Below are 16500 nucleotides of genomic sequence, written 5' to 3'. Positions count from 1 at the left end.
AATCTCAAGCCGCCAATGACGCCGCCATCCCGGTCGATTCGAGCCACTGCAGATAGCACACCGACACCGGCATGCCATGCGCGGCGCAGTAGTCGATCCAGCGCAGCTGGTTGTCTTGCAGGCGGTCGCCCGGGCCCTTCACCTCAATCATCAGGTAGCGGCCTTCGCCCGGCCAGAACTGGATCAGGTCGGGGAAACCCGTGCGGTTCTCTTTGATGTCGGCCAGGATGCGTTCGCACCACTTGCGCAGGTGGGCCGGCGGGATGCAGGCCAGCGCCAGTTCGATGACGTCGAGCGTGATGCCGTCCCAGTGCACGAACGGCGACTGCAAGCCGGTTTTCTCGTGATAGTTGCGGCGGATCGTGTCGCGATAGCTGCCACTGTCAAGCTCCGCCAGGCAGGCGGCGAATTCAGGCTGCCTGCGCTGGTGGAAGTCGGCGCTGTGCAGGTCGGCCGGACCACGGTGGAAGGGGTGGAAGAAGGCGCCGGGGATGGCGGCGAACACGGCGCGCCAGCACAACAGGCCAAACAGGGTGTTGGCCAGCGCGTTCTCGACATAGAACACCGGTGCGTCGTCCTGATGCAGGTGGCCGCGCACGGCGCCTTCCACCCAGCGTTCGCCATTCGGCGGCGCCAGGCGCAGGTCGATGCGGTCGACGACCGTCTTGCCGCGCGGGGCCAGGCGCGCGTGGCCCAGGCGACGCGCCAGGCGCGGCGCGATACGGGCCAGGTGCTGGCGCTCGGCCTCGTTTTCGGGCGCTGCCTGGGCCAGCGTGAGCAGGGCGTGGGCCTGGTCGAAGCGTTCGTGTTTTTCGAGCACCCGGATTGCGCGGGATCGCGCGCCGGGAAAGCGGCAGCGCGCATAGGCGGCGTAGGCGCCGTCCCAATCCTTCAGTTTTTCGTAGTGCTGGCCGATGTGGAACACGAGCTTCTCGCGCCGGCTCTCGAGCCAGTCGTTGTCGAAGGCGTGCAGGGGCAGGTCGCGCACCACCTCGTCCACGTCCTCGCCGGCGGCAAAGCGTTCGCGGCAGGCGTGCAGCTGCAGGTAGTGGTCGACGTCGACGCGCCGGCGGAAACCGCGCGAGGCCGGCGAGATATCGACGGTCTCGTAGCGGAACAGGCCCAGGTCGGACAGCACGAAATCGGTCCAGCCCTGGTGCAGGTTGCCGAAGAAGACCAGCCGCAGGCGATCGCACAACGGCTTGACCAGGATGCGCCAGGCGACGTCGGGACAGGCCGGATGCCAGGCGGAGAAGCGCCGCGCTGCGGGGAACAGGGGGCGCAGGGCGTCGAGCTGCGCTTCCTTGCGTGCGCTCTTGCGCTGCAATTGCGCGCCGAAGGCGTCGGCAAGCTCGGGCTTGGACAGCAGGTCGAACAACTCGTCGAGGGTAAGCTCGGGGTCGGCCTCGATCCAGCCGGTGCCGAGCAGGTGTCTGGCGGCCTCGACCGGGCAACCGATCTCGGCATAGCTCAGTTTGCTGGCGCGGAACAGATTCCCCTTGCGCATGACCATGCGCACGAACAGCGCGCGCGCGCTGTGCGGAAGGGTGGGGAAGGCGGCCAGGAAGGCGTGTTCGCCGTCGTCGAGCAGGTCGCCATAGCGTTCGCCGATCCAATCGAGAACGCGCTGGAAGTTATCCAGATAATAAAACTCGTTTTCCAACACCCTGATCATGACCAAACGCCCACCTGTACTTATATACAGTATAGCGCTTTCCGGCCGCGATCGCCTGGCAGTTTGCCCGCATCGGCACCGAGCGCGGGCGTTTTTACAACGCTGCTAGCGAGCCGGACGTGTCCGGCAGGGCCCGTCGGCGCAGGCGACGGGCGCCTCGCCTTCGCCGGGCCCGGCGTGGAAGTCGGCGTGGGAGATCACGGCCGAGATCAGGGCGACGTCGCTGTCGTCCTGGGCCGCGCCCGGGCGCGCCGGGTCGACGGTGCGGGGCGGCCGCGAGGACTGGCGCGGCGCTGCTCCTGCCCGGCCTTGCGCCGCCGACGCGCGAAGACGGGCGCCCGCCCCCGCGCGCGGCTCCGGACGCCGTGGCGGGGGCGCCTTGACCTGCGCCGGCGCAAGCCTGGCCGGGGCGGGCCGGGCGGCCGCCGGTTCGAGCAGGCGCAGCGCAGGAACGGGCGCCGGAGCGGGCGGCGCCAGGACAGGCTCCGGAGCAGCCTGCGGCGCCAGGGCGGACGCCGGCGCGGCATCGACGATCAGGGCCGTCGCGGCCGGCGCATGCGCTGGCGGCGCGCTCGCCGCCGCAGGAGGAACTGCCTCGGTACGCGCCATCTCGAGCGGCGCCGGAACGGCGCCTTTCGCCAGCCATGCCAGGGTCGCCGTCAATCCCAGCGCCAGCACGGCCGCCATCCCATACCACGCCAGGCGCGCACCGTTGCCGGCCGCGCCGCGGCGCGCCGGCGCGCGCTCGAGCTTGGCAAGTATGCTGTCTTCATGGCCGCCGCGGCGGGAAGACGACATCAGGTTGGGACGCAGATGGGGATGCATGCGGTTGTCTTGATTTTCGTCTGATGGACGCACGACATTACTCCTAAGATTGGCTTCTCCTGTGCTGATTAGAAACAATCCTGGGGAGTCCGATGCTGATCTTTGTCGCCCTTCTGTACGTTTGTCTGGCATCCGGCCTGGCTTGGCTCGTTCTTTTTCCAGGCGGACAGTCCCTGGTATCGCGCGGCGTGCAGGCCGTGCGGGGCCTGGCCGACCGCGTCGTCAGCGGCCGCGATGCCGCCACGCGCGCCGCCGCGGCCATGCGCGACAGCCTGACCCTGGCGCTACGCGAGCGGGTGCTGCAGGGACTGCGGGAGGGCTTCGTCCGCCACCGCGTGCTGCTGGCGATCGGCGCGCCGGCGGTCCTGATCCCGTCGCTGCTGGCGCTGGCCCTGAGCAATCCGGCGATGCTGCCGGCGTACGAGGGCAGCGCCGCCTTGCCCGACGAGCAGGTGGCGGCGCTGCTGGCCGGCGAACAGCTGGTGCCGCCGATGGCGCCGCCGCCCGGGGCGTTCACCACGACCGAGGTCGAACTGGTGCGGCCGATGCTGGTCAATGCCAGCCGCAACTGGGGCTTGCTGCATCCCGACTTCAACCAGCGGCTGCTGTTGGCGTTCAAGATCATGAAGGAACAGCACGGCTACGAGATGGCGCTGCTCGAAGGCTACCGCAGCCCGGCGCGCCAGGACGAGCTGGCGGCCGCCGGCGGCCACGTCACCAATGCGCGCGCCTTCCAGAGCTGGCACCAGTTCGGCCTGGCCGCCGACTGCGCCTTCCTGCGCGACGGCAAGCTGGTGATTTCGGAAAAAGACCCATGGGCGATGCGCGGCTACCAGCTGTACGGCCAGGTGACCGAATCGCTGGGACTGACCTGGGGTGGACGCTGGAAGATGATGGACTTCGGCCACATCGAACTGCGGATGCGTGGCGTGATGGGGCGCTGAGCCGGCGTGGGCGCACGGCTGTTGTGCGATTTTCGGAATTTTGGCCGCGTTGCGCAGAGTCAAGCGGCGCCTTGTAGGCGCGTGCGACCATTTCCTGTGAGCTTTTTTTACAAGAGGCCCCGCCATGGCACGACTCTGGAAGTTCCTGACCGACAGCCGCGTGCTCGCCGCGACCGGCATCGCCGTGCTGGCGGCCATCCTGGTGATCGGCGCCGGCCTGCTCGGCCTTGGCGTCGTGTGGGCCGCGATCGCGGCCCTGGCCTTGCTGGCCTGCTGGGGCGTCTGGTGGATGTCGCGGCGCGCGTGGCGCGCGCGCAAGGCGCGCAAGCTGGCCAGCGCCATCGCCGGCGCGGCAGACAAGGATGGCGGAAAGGACGATGTCGCGGTGTTGCGCAAGAACCTGCTGGAGGCGGTCGGCACCATCAAGAGCTCCAAGCTGGGCCTGATGCGCGGCGCGGCGGCGCTATACGAGCTGCCGTGGTACATGGTCATCGGGAACCCGGCGGCCGGCAAGAGCAGCGCCATCGTCCATTCGGGCTTGACCTTCCCGATCCCGGGCAACAAGGCGCTGCAGGGCGTGGGCGGAACCCGCCACTGCGACTGGTTCTTCACCACCGACGGCATCCTGCTCGACACCGCCGGCCGCTATTCGATGCAGGACGACGACCGCGCCGAGTGGTTCGGCTTCCTCGACCTGCTCAAGAAACATCGCCAGCGCGCGCCGATCAACGGCATCCTGATCGCCGTCAGCGTGGCCGAACTGATGGCCGGCCCGGCCACCGTCTCGCACGAGCTGGCGAAGAACCTGCGCACCCGGGTGCAGGAACTGACCGAGCGCCTGGGCGTGCACGCGCCGGTGTATGTGATCTTCACCAAGGCCGACCTGGTCGCCGGCTTCCTCGACTTTTTCCACGACAGCGAGAAGGCCGAGCGCGAGCGCACCTGGGGGGCGACCCTGCGCTACAACCGGCGCAGCACGCCGCAGGACGTGCTGGCCTTCTTCGACGAGCACTTCGACGAGCTGGTCGACGGCCTGAAGGAAATGAGCCTGGCCGGCATGGGCGCCAACCGCAGCACGGCGATGCGCTCGGGCGTGTTTACCTTCCCGCTGGAGTTTGCCGCGCTGCGTACCCCGCTGCGCGCCTTCCTCGCCACGCTGTTCGAGGAAAACAGTTACCAGTTCAAGCCCGTGTTCCGCGGCTTTTATCTCACCAGCGCGCTGCAGGAAGGTAGCGTGCAAGACCTGTCGAGCCGGCGCGTGGCCAGCCGCTTCGACCTGGCGCTGCACGACAGGAAAGGCGGCGAAGGTACTGGCGAGCAGTCCGGCGAGCAGTCCGGCGCGCAGTCGGGCGCGCAGTCGGGCTACTTCCTGCTCGAGTTGTTCGGCAAGGTGATCTTCGCCGACCGCGAACTGGTCAAGCGCTACACCAATCCGGCGGCGGCGCGCTGGAAACTGGGCGCCTTCTTTGCCGCCACCATGCTGCTGGGATGCGCGATGGGCGGCTGGTCGTGGTCGGCCATCGGCAACCGCCAGTTGGTCGCCAACGTCCAGTCCGACCTCGACAAGGTCATGAAGCTCCAGGCCGGCCGCATCGACCTGCAGTCGCGCCTGGAAGCGCTCGAGATCCTGCAAGACCGCATCGAGCAGCTCGAGCGCTACGCCGAGGACAAACCGTGGGCGCTGGGCTTCGGCCTGTACCAGGGCGACAGCCTGGCGCGCAAGCTGCGCGACGAATACTTCGCCGGCGTGCGCGCCGTGATGGTCGAACCGGTCACCGGCGCGCTCGAGACGATGCTGACGGACGTGAACAGCAACGCGGCCGGCCTCGATCCGTCGCGCCAGGTGGCGACGCCGACCGCGCGACCGGGCCAGCCCTACCAGGATGCCTCGCCCACCAATGTCGGTGACGCGTATAACGCCCTCAAGACCTATCTGATGCTGGGCAATAAGGTGCTCGCCGAACCGGGCCACCTGAACGACCAGCTGACCCGCTACTGGCGCGGTTGGCTGGAAGCGAACCGCGGCAGCATGCCGCGCGAGCAGATGATCCGTAGCGCCGAGCGCCTTATGACCTTCCACCTGTCCCACATCGACGATCCGGCCTGGCCGCAGGTCAAGACCAAACTGGGCCTGCTCGACACCAGCCGCGAACACCTGCGGCGGGTGGTGCGCGGCACACCGGCGCGCGAGCGCGTGTTTGCCGACATCAAGACCCGCGCCGCCACGCGCTTTCCGGCGGTGACCGTGGCGCGCATCGTTGGCGAGCAGGATGCGGCCCTGGTGGCCGGCAGCCACGCCGTCAGCGGCGCCTTCACCCGCGCGGCCTGGGACAAGTTCGTGCTCGACGCGATCCGCGACGCCTCCAGCAAGGAACTGAACACGGTCGACTGGGTCCTCAAGACCACGGCGCGCGATGACCTGACGCTGGAAGGCAGCCCGGAGCAGATCCAGAAGGCGCTGATCGACTTGTATAAAGCCGACTATGCGCGCGAGTGGACCAGGTTCGTGCAGGGCGTCGCGATCGCCGACCTGCGCGGCTTCGACGCCAGCGTGCAGGCCATGAACCGCCTGGGCGACCCGCAGGCTTCCCCGATCGCCAAGCTGCTGCGCACGATCCACGAGGAGACGGCCTGGGACAACCCGGGCGGGTTGCGCTCGCCCGCCGGAAATACCGAGCGTGGCGTCATGGCGTGGTTCAGGCAGGTGATCCTGCGGCGCGCGCCGTCCGATGCGCGCACGCTGGCCGACTCGGTCGACCCGTCCCAGCTGCTGGCCCAGCAACAGCAACAGCAGCAAGGACAGGGCAGCGGCCCTATCGGCCGCGAATTCGCCGGCGTGGCGCGCCTGGTCGGCGCCAGGGAAAAGGAAGCGTCACTGATGACCGGCTATCTCGACGCCCTGTCGCGCCTGCGCACGCGGCTCAACGCCTTGAAGAACCAGGGTGACCCCGGACCGGGCGCCAAGCAGTTCATGCAGCAGACGCTGGAAGGCAGCGGTTCCGAACTTGCCGATGCCCTGCGCTACGTCGACGAGCAGATGCTGACCGGGATGAGCGACAGCCAGAAACAGGCCTTGCGTCCGCTATTGGTGCGCCCGCTCACGCAGACTTTCGCCATGATCGTGCTGCCGTCCGAGGCCGAGATCAACAAGACCTGGCAGGCGCAGGTGGTCGAGCCCTTCGGTCGCACCCTGGCCACCAAGTACCCGTTCGCACAGGATGCCGGCATCGAGGCCACGCCGGGCGAGATCGGCCAGGTGTTCGGCCCGGAAGGCGCGGTGGCCAAGTTCGTCAACACGGCCATGGGTCCGCTGGTGGTGCGGCGCGGCGACGTGCTGGCGGCGCGCACCTGGGCCGACATCGGCATCTCGCTGGCGCCGCAGGCGGTGGCGTCGTTCCCCGGCTGGGTGGCGCCGCTGTCGAACAACGGCGTCGCCGCCGGCGGCGCGGCCCAGACGGTGTTCCAGGTGCTGCCTCTGAGCGCGCCCGGCACGCTCGAATACACGCTCGAGATCGACGGCCAGCAGCTACGCTACCGGAACACGCCGCCGGCCTGGAGCAATATGGTTCATCCGGGGCCACAGGGCCTCTCCGGCGCCCGGGTCACGGCGGTGACCTTCGACGGCCGCGCGGTGGAATTGTTCAATCAGCCCGGCCAGTTCGGCCTGCAGCGCCTGCTCGAGTCGGCCCGGCGCACGCGCAAGGACGGCGGTGTGTTCGAGTTGCGCTGGACGGCGAATAACGTGTCGGTGGCGGTCGACCTGAAGATCGTCAGCAGCCCGCAGTCGAACGGCGGCGGCCAGGGCCAGGCCCAGGGCTTCCGCGGCCTGCGGCTGCCGCCGGCCATCGTCGGGCGTTATGAGCCTTCGCCGGAGCCGGCGCCGGCGCTGGCCAGCGCGGGAGCGCAATGATGCGGGCGGACCGCATCGGCTACTTCGGCAAGGTGCCGGCGCGCGCCGATTTCGTCAAGCTGGCCCACGACCCGGCCGTGATCGGCATGCTCGACGCCTGGCTGGCGCAGGTGATGACCCTGCTGCCATCGGATGCGCGCTGGCGCTTCCACTACGACGCGATGGCGCCGGTCAGCTTCGCCCTGGTCGGTCCGGCGCGCCACCACGCGGTGGCCGGTCACCTTCTGGCCAGCCGCGATCAGTCGGGGCGGCGCTTTCCCTTCCTCGCCACCCGCACGCAGGCGGTGGCCGATCCGGCGGCTTTTGTCGCGCGCTGTCCGCTCGCCTTCGCGCCACTGTGGATGTTCCTGGAAGAGATCTGCCCCAAGGTGCTGCGCGAAGGCGATCCGGCGACCTATCTGCAGGCGATCGCCGACAGCGCGATCGAGCTCGGGGACGAGGCGGCGCTGGCGTGCTGGATGGAGCAAGGCACGCTGGCCTCGCTCGACACCTTGCTGGAGCGCTGTGGCGCAGCGCGCCTGGTGCTGGCGCTCGGACTGCTGTTGCAGCCGGTGATGCACAGCCAGCCGGCCGAGCTGCACAAAAGCCTGGTGCTGCCGCTGCCGCACGATGCCGCGGCGCGCTATCCGGTGGCGGCCTTCTGGCTCGAATTGATCGCCCCTTTCCTGCGCCGCGCGAAATTCGACCTGGCGCTGTTCATCACGCGCCAGGAAGGGCGGCCGGTGCTGGTGGTGGGTTTTTGCGCGGCGCTGGCCGAGACCCTGCGCGCGATGATCGACCCACTGGTCGGCGCCGAGTTCCAGGTGCGGCTGGTGGACACGGACTGGATCGACGAACAGCTGCAGTTCGACGCCGACGTGCGCCAGCTAGCGAGTCACCTGGCCCAGCCCGACCTGCCGCTGGCGCTGGCGCGCGAGCTGTTCATGAAGACCTTCATTGGAGCCTGACGTGAAACCTCGCATCCTCGTGCCCATGTTCGCATGCATGTTCGGGTTCAGCGCCGTCCTGCCGCCGGCGGCGGGGACGCCGCCCGTCGCCGAGGCGCCGGTCGTGGTCAGCGGCATGGTGGCCGACGAAGCCACCAAGGCCGCGCTGCTCGAGCGTCTGCGCACCGTGTATGGCGCCCCGCGGGTGGTCGACCAGCTGTCGGTCGGCGCCGTATCGACGCCGGCCAACTGGAACAACTACGTGGGCAGCCTGATCGGACCGAACCTGCGCCTGGTGAAGGATGGCCAGCTGAAAGTGGAGGGCAACCGTGTCAGCCTGCGCGGCGACGTGGCCAGCGAGGCACAGCGCCAGCAGATCGCCGGCGCGATCGCGGCCAGCCTGAATCCGACCTATACGGTCAATAACGGCCTGCGCGTGAACGTGTCGCAGCAGGGCGTGCTGGACGCGGCGCTGGCCAACCGCATCATCGAGTTCGAATCGGGCCAGGCGAGCCTGACGCCGGCCGGCACCGGGGTGCTGGACCAGATGGCGGACGCGCTCAAGAAGCTGGGTGGCGTGAAGGTCGAGGTGATCGGCCACACCGACAATGCCGGCTCGCGCGCCGCCAACCTGTCGCTGAGCCAGGCGCGCGCCGAGGCGGTCAAGGCTTATGTGGTGGGCCAGGGCATCGCCCAGGAATCGATCGCGGTGTCGGGCGAGGGACCGGACCGGCCGGTGGCCGACAACCGCACGCCCGAGGGCAGGGCGCGCAACCGGCGCATCGAGTTCAAGGTGATCCAGTAGGGTCTGGACGGCGCCTTGAGCAAATAGTCTCGCGCCGCGCGCACGGCAGCCCGCGCCGTACGCACGCGGCCCTCGCTCTACGTACGTAGCACTGCGCCCCTGCGCACGTAGCCCGCGCCCTGCGCCACGTCATTTCCGCGTAGGCGGGAATCCAAGGAATGTGCGCGGCCGGAACCAGAATTCCGGCCTGCACGCAGACCTGGATCCCCGCCCGCGCGAGAAAGACGGGCATCTGCTAACTGAAAAACTGGATCACGGCAGGGTGATGGTCACATGCGCCGTCTTCGGCGGCAGCTTGACCAGATCGTTGTAGTGCGTCAGCGCGAGCGCGGATTCCTTGCCCAGCACTGTGCGAAAGCCAAGGTAGGCCCCCATCCCCGCCAGCGTGAATACCGCGGCCAGCACCCACAGCGACAGGTCGCTGCGCAGCCGGTTGACCACCTGGTCGGGCCGCCCGGCATGCGGCGCGAAGCCGCGCGTGCGGCCGCGCATGCGGGCGATCTCGTCGCCCAGGCGCGCCACCAGGTAGTCCAGCTTGTCCTTGCCGTCCAGCGCATAGCGGCCCTGGAAGCCCAGCAGCAGGCACATGTGGAAGACCTCGAGCGCCTCGACCTGCTGCGCGCCTTTCGCGCGCAAATCCTCCAGCCGGTGGAAGAAGTGCTCGCCGGCGAGCTGGTCGCCGAATATGCGCAGCTGCAGGGGGCGGGTCTCCCAGGCCTCGCGTACTTCGTAGGTCGAACGCAGGATGATCTCGTCCACCGCCGAGCAGTAGGCATACTTGGCCGCGCTCACGTCCTCGGCGGCGATGCCGAGCGCCTTGGCGCTGCGGTCGACGTCGGCCAGGAAGGCCGTCATATTGTCGGCGAAGGCGCCCTTGTCCTGCGGGCCGCAGCCGTTCTTGAGCAGGAACAGCGCATGGAAGCCTTCGTACATGATGTCCACCAGCCGCTGGCGCCGGTTTGCGGTGTCGCCCTTGTGCGCAGCGCGGCGCTCGACGAAGGCGCTCATGCCGACACCGCGATCAGCTCGAGGCGCAACTCGCGCACGCCGTTGGGCACATACACCGCGATCGACTGGGCCTTGAGCATCGCGTCGTACAGCGCGCCGCGGCCTTCCAGCACGAAGTAACAGGTGTCCGGCCGCACCGGAATCGCGCTCGGCACCTGCGGCGCGTGCACCAGCTTCACGCCGGGCAGCGCCGACAGCACGAACTGGTCGACGTCCTCGGGAGCGCCGATCTTGAACTGCAGCGGCACCGCCTCGACCAGGCGCAGCGCCGGCATGTCGGCCGCCACCGCGAGGTACAAGGTGGTCTGGGGATTGATGCGGCCCGAGTCGAGTGCGCCGAGGTAGTAGGACGGACGGTCCTTGTGCAGGGCGATGGTGAAGTAGCGCGATGAAATCACGGTGTCGAGGAGATCGCGGATGATGCCGTCCAGGCGCGCGAATTGCGGGCCGGGATCGGCGTGGACATAGGAAGGCAGGTCTTCGAGACGGTAGTTGCGCGAATACGTCATCAGGCCGCCAGCCAGCTCCAGCATGGCGCCGTACAGGCGTTCGGGATGCAGCTCGCGATGGTGCAGGTAATGGGCCAGCGCCGCGTAGCCCGCGCTGGCCGTGTGCAGCAGCCAGAACGCGGACACGTCGCCGCCGCGGATCTCGACCACGTTGCGGCTCGGCTCGCGCAGGTCGCCATACAAGGCGCCGACCTTGGCCAGCAGTTTTTCCATCAGCCGCGCCAGCCCGAGGTACAGGCCGGCGCCGGGGCTGCCGACGGCGTCGATCGACAGGCTGGGCGGGACGAAGCCGGGATCGATCTCGAAGCCGCCAGTGGCCACGCGGCGCAGGCGCAGCAGCGGAAAACTCTCGTAGGCTTCGAGCGGCTCGCTGTCTGCCACCAGGCGCAGCGCCTTGCGCAGGTAGGTCACCGGGGCGTCGGCGGCCTGGGTGTACAGGTCCTGGGTCTCGCGCTCGATGCGCCCGAAGCGCACCTCGACCGCTTCCAGCGCATCGAGGCCGTTGGCGCAGTTGTCGCCATGCGTGCGCAGCGCCGGCAAAGCGGCGTGGTAGGTGACCGTCTGCAGCGCCGGCGGCAGGTCGCCCAGACGCACCTGCGGCGGCAGCACGTCGGCGCCCGGCGCGCGCACCACTTCGCCGTCCGGAAACAGCAGCGACAGCTCGTCGATGCGCAGGATGTCGCTGCGCAGCGCGTCGAGATCGACCGCCAGCTTGCGCACCCCCCAGCAATAGGGATGCAGGGCGCAGGCGGTCTGGTTCAAGCGCGCCTCGTGATAACGGTCCTGTTGCTGGAAGTGCTGGGGCCGCAGGAACAATCCCTCGCCCCACAAGACCTTGGATGGCATGCTCACATTGCCTCCCTCGCTTTTCTGAAAGAACCAGCTTGCAGGAAAGTTGCAAACGACTATTGACAGCGCACAGAGGGCGGTGCCGCGGAGTAGCCGGTCGTGGTCGATCCCACGCTCATCGCACAGGCCAGCAGGCCGATGTTCAGGCCATCGCGTTCGGCGTCGATGCTGCTCACCGCCGTGCGCCAGCGGCCGGCCGCCGGGGTATGGAACAGGGCCACGACGCCCAGGTGGCCGGCTTCGCGCGCCACTTTTTCGGTCACCTCGTAGCGCTGGCCCGGCATCAGCATGATCTCGCGCACCTCGACCAGGTCGGCGCCGAGGCTTTCGCGCTCGAGCCGCGGATCGAGGAAGGTCGCATACGGCGCGCCTTCGAAGGCATTCTTCTGGCGCAGCTTGTACAGCCTCACGGCCAACGCCAGCGGCTGGCCGCCGGCGTTCACATTCAGGCGCGTGGCGGCGTGCAGCTTGAGCGGGACGTTGCGCGGCGGCTTGTGCGATTCGGCCAGCTCGGGCGGCTTGCGCAGGCCGGCCGCCTCCAGCGCCCCATTGGCCAGCGGCGCCAGCGCGGCGCCGCCGCAGCCGGCCAGCGCGGCCGCCACGACCAGCAGGCTCATGCGGTGGGACATCGTCATCGCCATACTCCTCGCAGTTGTTCTCACGCATCAGCGTTGGATTGAATCCCATCCGCGACGCGCCGCGCTGACATCGCGCAAACGTAAGCGAGTTGCAACGGCGCCCGGTAACGGTCTCCTGTTGAACTCGCTTTTCATTGACAGTGCACAACTTCTCGGAAAGCCCGATGCGAATAATGGGGGCTCGTTCACCCACTGGAGAGCCGAACATGATCCGCAAACGCCTGATACCCCTGCTGGTCGGTGTCGCCGCCCTGGCCGGGTGCGCCACCGATGGCACCGACGCGACCGCCAAGCGCGCCGTCGTGTCCCAAAACATCTATGCCGAAGCCGATGCCGCACTCGCTGCGGGGCAGAGCGAGAAGGCCGTGGACCTGCTCAGGATGGCCAGCGTGGCGCATCCGGTCGACAAGAAACCGTGGGTGCGCATGGCCCAGATCCGCTTCGACGCGACCCAGTACGGCGACGCCATCAGCAGCGCCCAGGAAGCGCTGGCGCGCGACCCCGACGACACCCTGGCCTACAGCATCCTCGCCGTCAGCGGCCTGCGCGTGGCCAGCAAGGCCCTGGCCGACCTGACCCGCAAGAACAATCTGCAAGGGTCGGTGCGTAGCGAAGCCCAAGACCTGGCCAAGCTGCTGCGCACCAGCCTGGGTGAAGAGGTGCTGGTCGCGCCGCGTCCGGCCGCGCGCCCGACCCCGTCCCGCAAGACGCCGACCCCGTCCGCCGTCGCGGCGCCGCAGCGTCCGGCCGCCAGCAGCGGCAATCCGTTCGACGTGCTGAAGTGATCCACCCACCGGGAGTCGACATGGCCAAGAGCGAGAGCGTACAAAAACGCTTGCAGAAGGTGCGCGCGCCGCGCGTGCAGATGACATATGACGTCGAGATCGGCGACGCGATCGAGAACAAGGAGCTGCCCTTCGTGGTTGGCGTTGTGGGCGACTTCGGCCTCGATCCCAAGTCCGAGAAGAAGCGCCTCAAGGACCGCAAGTTCGTCAACGTCGATGCCGGCAATTTCGACGAGGTGCTGGGCGGCGTCGCTCCCGTCGCCACCTTCAAGGTCGAGAACCACCTGTCGCCGGAAGGCGGCCAGTTCGGTGTACAGCTGCAGTTTCGCAAGATGGATGACTTTCGCCCCGAATCCGTGGTGCGCCAGGTGGCGCCGCTGGCCGGCCTGCTGGAAGCGCGCACCAAGCTGGCCGACCTGCGCAACAAACTGGCCGGCAACGACAAGCTCGAAGACATCCTGACCGAGGTGCTGGGCAATACCGAAAAACTCGATAGCCTGCGCAAGGCGCGCGGCGACGACGAAAGGGGAGAGTGAGATGGCGGCGGTACTCGAATCGACCAAGGCTGCAGGTGTTGCGACCTCCGCCCCCGAACTGGACGCCTCGCTGCTCGACCAGATCGTCGAGGAGAGCCGCGTGGCCGCGTCCAGCAGCGAGCACGAACGCGCGCGCGACCTGATCTCGGAACTGGTGACCCAGGTGATGCAGGGGACGATGGTCATTTCGTCGAACCTGTCGGCGACGATCGACGCGCGCCTGGCGGAGCTGGACCGGATGATCTCGGACCAGCTCTCGGCCATCATGCACGCGCCCGAGTTCCAGGCACTGGAACGCAGCTGGACCGGCCTGGGTTACCTGGTCAGGAACAGCACCACGAGCGCCAACCTGCAGATCCGCATGCTCAATGCCAGCAAGCGCGAGCTGGTCAAGGACTTCCAGTCGGCCATGGAGTTCGACCAGAGCACCATGTTCAAGAAGATCTACGAGGAAGAATTCGGCACTTTCGGCGGCGCGCCCTACGGGACACTGATCGGCGACTTCGAGATCTCGCGCCAGCCCGAGGACATCTACTTCCTCGAGCAGATGTCGCATGTTGCCGCCGCCAGCCACGCGCCGTTCATCACCTCCAGCAGCCCCGGGCTGTTCGGGGTCGAGGGCTTCGGCGACCTGGGCCGGCCGCGCGACCTGGCCAAAGTGTTCGACACCGTCGAATACGCGAAGTGGAAGGCGTTCAGGGAGTCGGAGGATTCGCGCTACGTCGGCCTGTGCCTGCCGCGCTTCCTGGGCCGCCTGCCGTATCACCCGGCCGACGGCATGACCACCGAGGGTTTCAACTACGTCGAGGATGTGGACGGCAGCGACCACTCCAGATACTGGCAGTGATAGAATGCTGCATCAACTTCACTTTCAGACTTTCCATGATCAAGGCATACAACTACGCGAGGTTCAGCAGCGACATGCAGCGCCAGGGAACTTCAATTAAGCGTCAGCAGGACGCCGCGAGGGAGTGGTGCAAGAAGAACGAAGCGGAGCTTGTGGAAGAGTTTGCCGACGAGGCCATCAGCGCGTTTCGGGGCGTCAATCAGGAAGATGGTGCGTTGGGCGTGTTCATAGCCATGGTTGACGCTGGGAAGATCGAGCCAGGGTCGTACCTCGTCATTGAGCACTTCGACAGGATGAGCCGTGACGATCCATGGAACGCGGTGACATTGCTGAAGAAGCTCGTCAAGGACAAGGGCATCCGCGTGGTTACACTCAAGCCACGTCCTGCCGTCTACGACAGCAACAGTACAGGTACGGACTTGCAACGAGCACTCGGGCAGATGGACGCCGCCCATGCTGAGAGCGAGAACAAGAGCGGTTACGGAAAGAGTGAGTGGTTGAAGCGCTTCAAGCAGGCCCGAGAGTCGAAGCATCACGTAGGGGCCGCAGTAAGCAAGTGGCTCGTACTCAAGGACGAGAAGGACAGGACGCCACACGAAACTGCTTACGAATTGTGTCCTGTGCGAGCGCCAATTGTGAAGGAAATCTTCGATCTGTACGTAACCGGGCATGGCAACATCAGGATCGCAAAGATTCTTAACGAGCGTAACGTACCGAGATTCGGACGAGGTGTAACGTGGCAAGTCAGCACCATCGGGAAGATCATCAAGAGTAAGGTTGCCATAGGCGTATTTGAGCCTGATGACGGTGGGCCAGCGATTCCCGACTACTTCCCGGCTGTGGTGTCGGAGGAAATATTCAACCGGGCGAACCGGGCAGTTGTGCAGCGTCGGACGTGCAAGATCACCCGACAGGCAGCGGTGTTCAACGTGTATCAGAAGGTGGCACGATGCGGAGCCTGTGGTAGCTCGATGCACTTGCTGCCGCGTGGTGCCAAGTACCTCATGTGCAGCCAGAAGCGCTACAGCCAGTGCGACGGAGCGAAGAATGTCCGGCTTGACGAAGGCGAGGAAGTGTTGAAAGCGATCCTTCCGTACCTGGAGTCGATGAGCCTAGTTGACGATGATCCAGACAAGCTGGAGCGAGAGTTACAGGTGCTGGAGAACCAGCACACGGAAGCGAAGCAGCGGTACGACTCGTTATGGGATCAGGTTCGCAGGAACCCAACCTCGGACATGCTGGTCGGGCTGGCGCTTGAGGTCGAGACGGAAGTACGAGCGCTGGAGGAAAGCAAGCGTGCCAAGGTCGAGGAAATGGCAAGCGTCAAGGCTACGGACCACCGGGGCTTCATGGCGAAGCTGGACTTCAGCGATGAGGCAGTACGTCAACGTGTGAACGCCCTTCTGATGCGTCTGAAGATCACCGTACATATGGCTCAAGGCTACGTGGTTGCGCAGAACGGCATTCCTCAGTGGGCGTTTGCCGTGGCCGATGGGAAAATCGGCTACATGCCACTAGAGTGCACGTCGCCCGATGACATTAAAGGCTCACAGGCGGTCATACCCGGCCTTGTAGGCTCGATCAGGAAGGGAAGTTACTGGACTACGGTTCGGATGACTGAGCCGTCGCCATGGGGCGTTACGTCGCCCGTACCGGACATCGAGGAAGGAGCGGAGTACGTACTGGACGATGGCGAATCAGCCTACGGAATCACCCAGCAGTATTACGATCCTGAGGCAGAAGCGAGCGAGATTGTGTACCGTGAAGTTCCTTTGACGTTGCCGGAGGACTAACACCGTACGAGCTGTAAGTACTCTTAGAGATATTCGCCATTGGCGATAGTTAGTAAGGTGCCATTGGCATATCTCTAAATTTGACCTTACCTCCTTCCCTCGTTCGCTTACGCTCACTCGGGAAGTTCTTATTATTCTATTACTACTTATTATTAAAGTAATAAGTTGTTCTGTACCTTCGGTACTTATATACTTATGTTCCCTCGCTCGCTAACGCTCGCTCGGGGCGGTATCGTAGCAGCTATCTTTCCACCGGTCAAGTCTTTTGTTTCCGCACAATCCGGGCGAAGCACCGGAAGGAGTAGCTTCCACGGCTCAGTCTGGACTAAAGGGTATTGTCGCGTAGAATTCAGACAGCACTCCCCTCCAACTCGCCAAAGGCGTGAAATGTCTAGCGATCTTCCTACCCCGTACGATAGGCAAGACCATGTGACAGCTGCTTACGTGAAC

At 66.5% G+C, this 16500-nt stretch carries 12 protein-coding genes and 1 pseudogene; 8 read left to right on the top strand and 5 right to left on the bottom strand.

Translation table 11 applies throughout. From position 1 onward, the window contains the following. Positions 1 to 4: 4 nt before the first annotated feature. Both AC56KW_RS22990 and AC56KW_RS22985 read right to left on the bottom strand, forming a co-directional pair. Entirely contained in the window at positions 5 to 1675 is a 1671-nt protein-coding gene (locus AC56KW_RS22990) for a VRR-NUC domain-containing protein (RefSeq protein ID WP_497172951.1), read from the bottom strand. Positions 1676 to 1780: 105 nt separating this feature from the next. Further along, a complete protein-coding gene (locus AC56KW_RS22985) occupies positions 1781 to 2500 on the bottom strand; it encodes a hypothetical protein (RefSeq protein ID WP_497172950.1) in 720 nt (239 codons plus the stop codon). A gap of 92 nt (positions 2501 to 2592) precedes the next feature. Between AC56KW_RS22985 and AC56KW_RS22980 the strand changes: the two genes are divergently transcribed. The 4 genes from AC56KW_RS22980 to AC56KW_RS22965 all read left to right on the top strand — a co-directional run bounded on the left by AC56KW_RS22980 (position 2593) and on the right by AC56KW_RS22965 (position 9085). Beyond that, positions 2593 to 3444, top strand: a complete 852-nt coding sequence (locus tag AC56KW_RS22980; protein WP_497172949.1) for a M15 family metallopeptidase — start codon at positions 2593 to 2595, stop codon at positions 3442 to 3444. Positions 3445 to 3568: 124 nt separating this feature from the next. Beyond that, the gene (gene tssM / locus AC56KW_RS22975; RefSeq protein ID WP_497172948.1) at positions 3569 to 7354 is read left to right on the top strand and encodes a type VI secretion system membrane subunit TssM; all 3786 of its coding nucleotides are present in this window, start codon (positions 3569 to 3571) and stop codon (positions 7352 to 7354) included. After that, the gene (gene tagF / locus AC56KW_RS22970) at positions 7351 to 8301 is read left to right on the top strand and encodes a type VI secretion system-associated protein TagF (RefSeq protein WP_497172947.1); all 951 of its coding nucleotides are present in this window, start codon (positions 7351 to 7353) and stop codon (positions 8299 to 8301) included. The genes tssM and tagF overlap by 4 nt, the downstream gene beginning before the upstream one ends. 25 nt (positions 8302 to 8326) lie before the next feature. Next, complete coding sequence (locus AC56KW_RS22965; RefSeq protein WP_497172992.1) at positions 8327 to 9085, top strand: OmpA family protein; 759 nt, start codon at positions 8327 to 8329, stop codon at positions 9083 to 9085. A 252-nt stretch (positions 9086 to 9337) separates the two neighbouring features. On the opposite strand, the gene icmH is transcribed toward AC56KW_RS22965, so the two are convergent. From icmH to tssJ, 3 genes are read right to left on the bottom strand one after another with little or no spacing between them, the layout of a single operon-like run. Beyond that, positions 9338 to 10093 (bottom strand): type IVB secretion system protein IcmH/DotU, encoded by a 756-nt coding sequence (gene icmH / locus AC56KW_RS22960; protein ID WP_497172946.1) that lies wholly within the window; start codon positions 10091 to 10093, stop codon positions 9338 to 9340. Beyond that, positions 10090 to 11454 carry a type VI secretion system baseplate subunit TssK gene (tssK, locus tag AC56KW_RS22955; protein WP_497172945.1) on the bottom strand — a complete coding sequence of 455 codons (1365 nt, stop codon included), beginning with the start codon at positions 11452 to 11454 and terminating at the stop codon, positions 10090 to 10092. Before tssK ends, icmH begins: the two co-directional genes overlap by 4 nt. A 53-nt stretch (positions 11455 to 11507) precedes the next feature. Beyond that, positions 11508 to 12086 (bottom strand): type VI secretion system lipoprotein TssJ, encoded by a 579-nt coding sequence (tssJ, locus tag AC56KW_RS22950; protein ID WP_497172944.1) that lies wholly within the window; start codon positions 12084 to 12086, stop codon positions 11508 to 11510. A 209-nt stretch (positions 12087 to 12295) separates the two neighbouring features. Between tssJ and AC56KW_RS22945 the strand changes: the two genes are divergently transcribed. The 4 genes and pseudogenes from AC56KW_RS22945 (at position 12296) to AC56KW_RS22930 (ending at position 16050) form a co-directional block, all read left to right on the top strand. After that, complete coding sequence (locus AC56KW_RS22945) at positions 12296 to 12874, top strand: tetratricopeptide repeat protein (RefSeq protein WP_497172943.1); 579 nt, start codon at positions 12296 to 12298, stop codon at positions 12872 to 12874. A gap of 20 nt (positions 12875 to 12894) precedes the next feature. Next, the gene (gene tssB, locus AC56KW_RS22940) at positions 12895 to 13410 is read left to right on the top strand and encodes a type VI secretion system contractile sheath small subunit (RefSeq protein WP_497172942.1); all 516 of its coding nucleotides are present in this window, start codon (positions 12895 to 12897) and stop codon (positions 13408 to 13410) included. Position 13411: 1 nt separating this feature from the next. Continuing rightward, positions 13412 to 14248 (top strand): annotated as a pseudogene (gene tssC / locus AC56KW_RS22935) (type VI secretion system contractile sheath large subunit); the annotation flags it as partial. Positions 14249 to 14292: 44 nt separating this feature from the next. Then, positions 14293 to 16050 (top strand): recombinase family protein, encoded by a 1758-nt coding sequence (locus tag AC56KW_RS22930; protein ID WP_497172941.1) that lies wholly within the window; start codon positions 14293 to 14295, stop codon positions 16048 to 16050. The last annotated feature ends 450 nt before the right edge of the window (positions 16051 to 16500 follow it).

The sequence above is a fragment of the Telluria sp. RT2P19 genome, from assembly GCF_059685725.1.
Note: the sequence above shows the minus strand (reverse complement) of the source record. Positions and strands in the feature narration are given on the sequence as shown.

Coding starts and splice junctions, on each gene's coding strand:
- AC56KW_RS22990 (WP_497172951.1), bottom strand. CDS start 1,675: ATGATCAGGGTGTTGGAAAACGAGTTTTATTATCTGGATAACTTCCAG.
- AC56KW_RS22985 (WP_497172950.1), bottom strand. CDS start 2,500: ATGCATCCCCATCTGCGTCCCAACCTGATGTCGTCTTCCCGCCGCGGC.
- AC56KW_RS22980 (WP_497172949.1), top strand. CDS start 2,593: ATGCTGATCTTTGTCGCCCTTCTGTACGTTTGTCTGGCATCCGGCCTG.
- tssM (WP_497172948.1), top strand. CDS start 3,569: ATGGCACGACTCTGGAAGTTCCTGACCGACAGCCGCGTGCTCGCCGCG.
- tagF (WP_497172947.1), top strand. CDS start 7,351: ATGATGCGGGCGGACCGCATCGGCTACTTCGGCAAGGTGCCGGCGCGC.
- AC56KW_RS22965 (WP_497172992.1), top strand. CDS start 8,327: ATGTTCGCATGCATGTTCGGGTTCAGCGCCGTCCTGCCGCCGGCGGCG.
- icmH (WP_497172946.1), bottom strand. CDS start 10,093: ATGAGCGCCTTCGTCGAGCGCCGCGCTGCGCACAAGGGCGACACCGCA.
- tssJ (WP_497172944.1), bottom strand. CDS start 12,086: ATGACGATGTCCCACCGCATGAGCCTGCTGGTCGTGGCGGCCGCGCTG.
- AC56KW_RS22945 (WP_497172943.1), top strand. CDS start 12,296: ATGATCCGCAAACGCCTGATACCCCTGCTGGTCGGTGTCGCCGCCCTG.
- tssB (WP_497172942.1), top strand. CDS start 12,895: ATGGCCAAGAGCGAGAGCGTACAAAAACGCTTGCAGAAGGTGCGCGCG.
- AC56KW_RS22930 (WP_497172941.1), top strand. CDS start 14,293: ATGATCAAGGCATACAACTACGCGAGGTTCAGCAGCGACATGCAGCGC.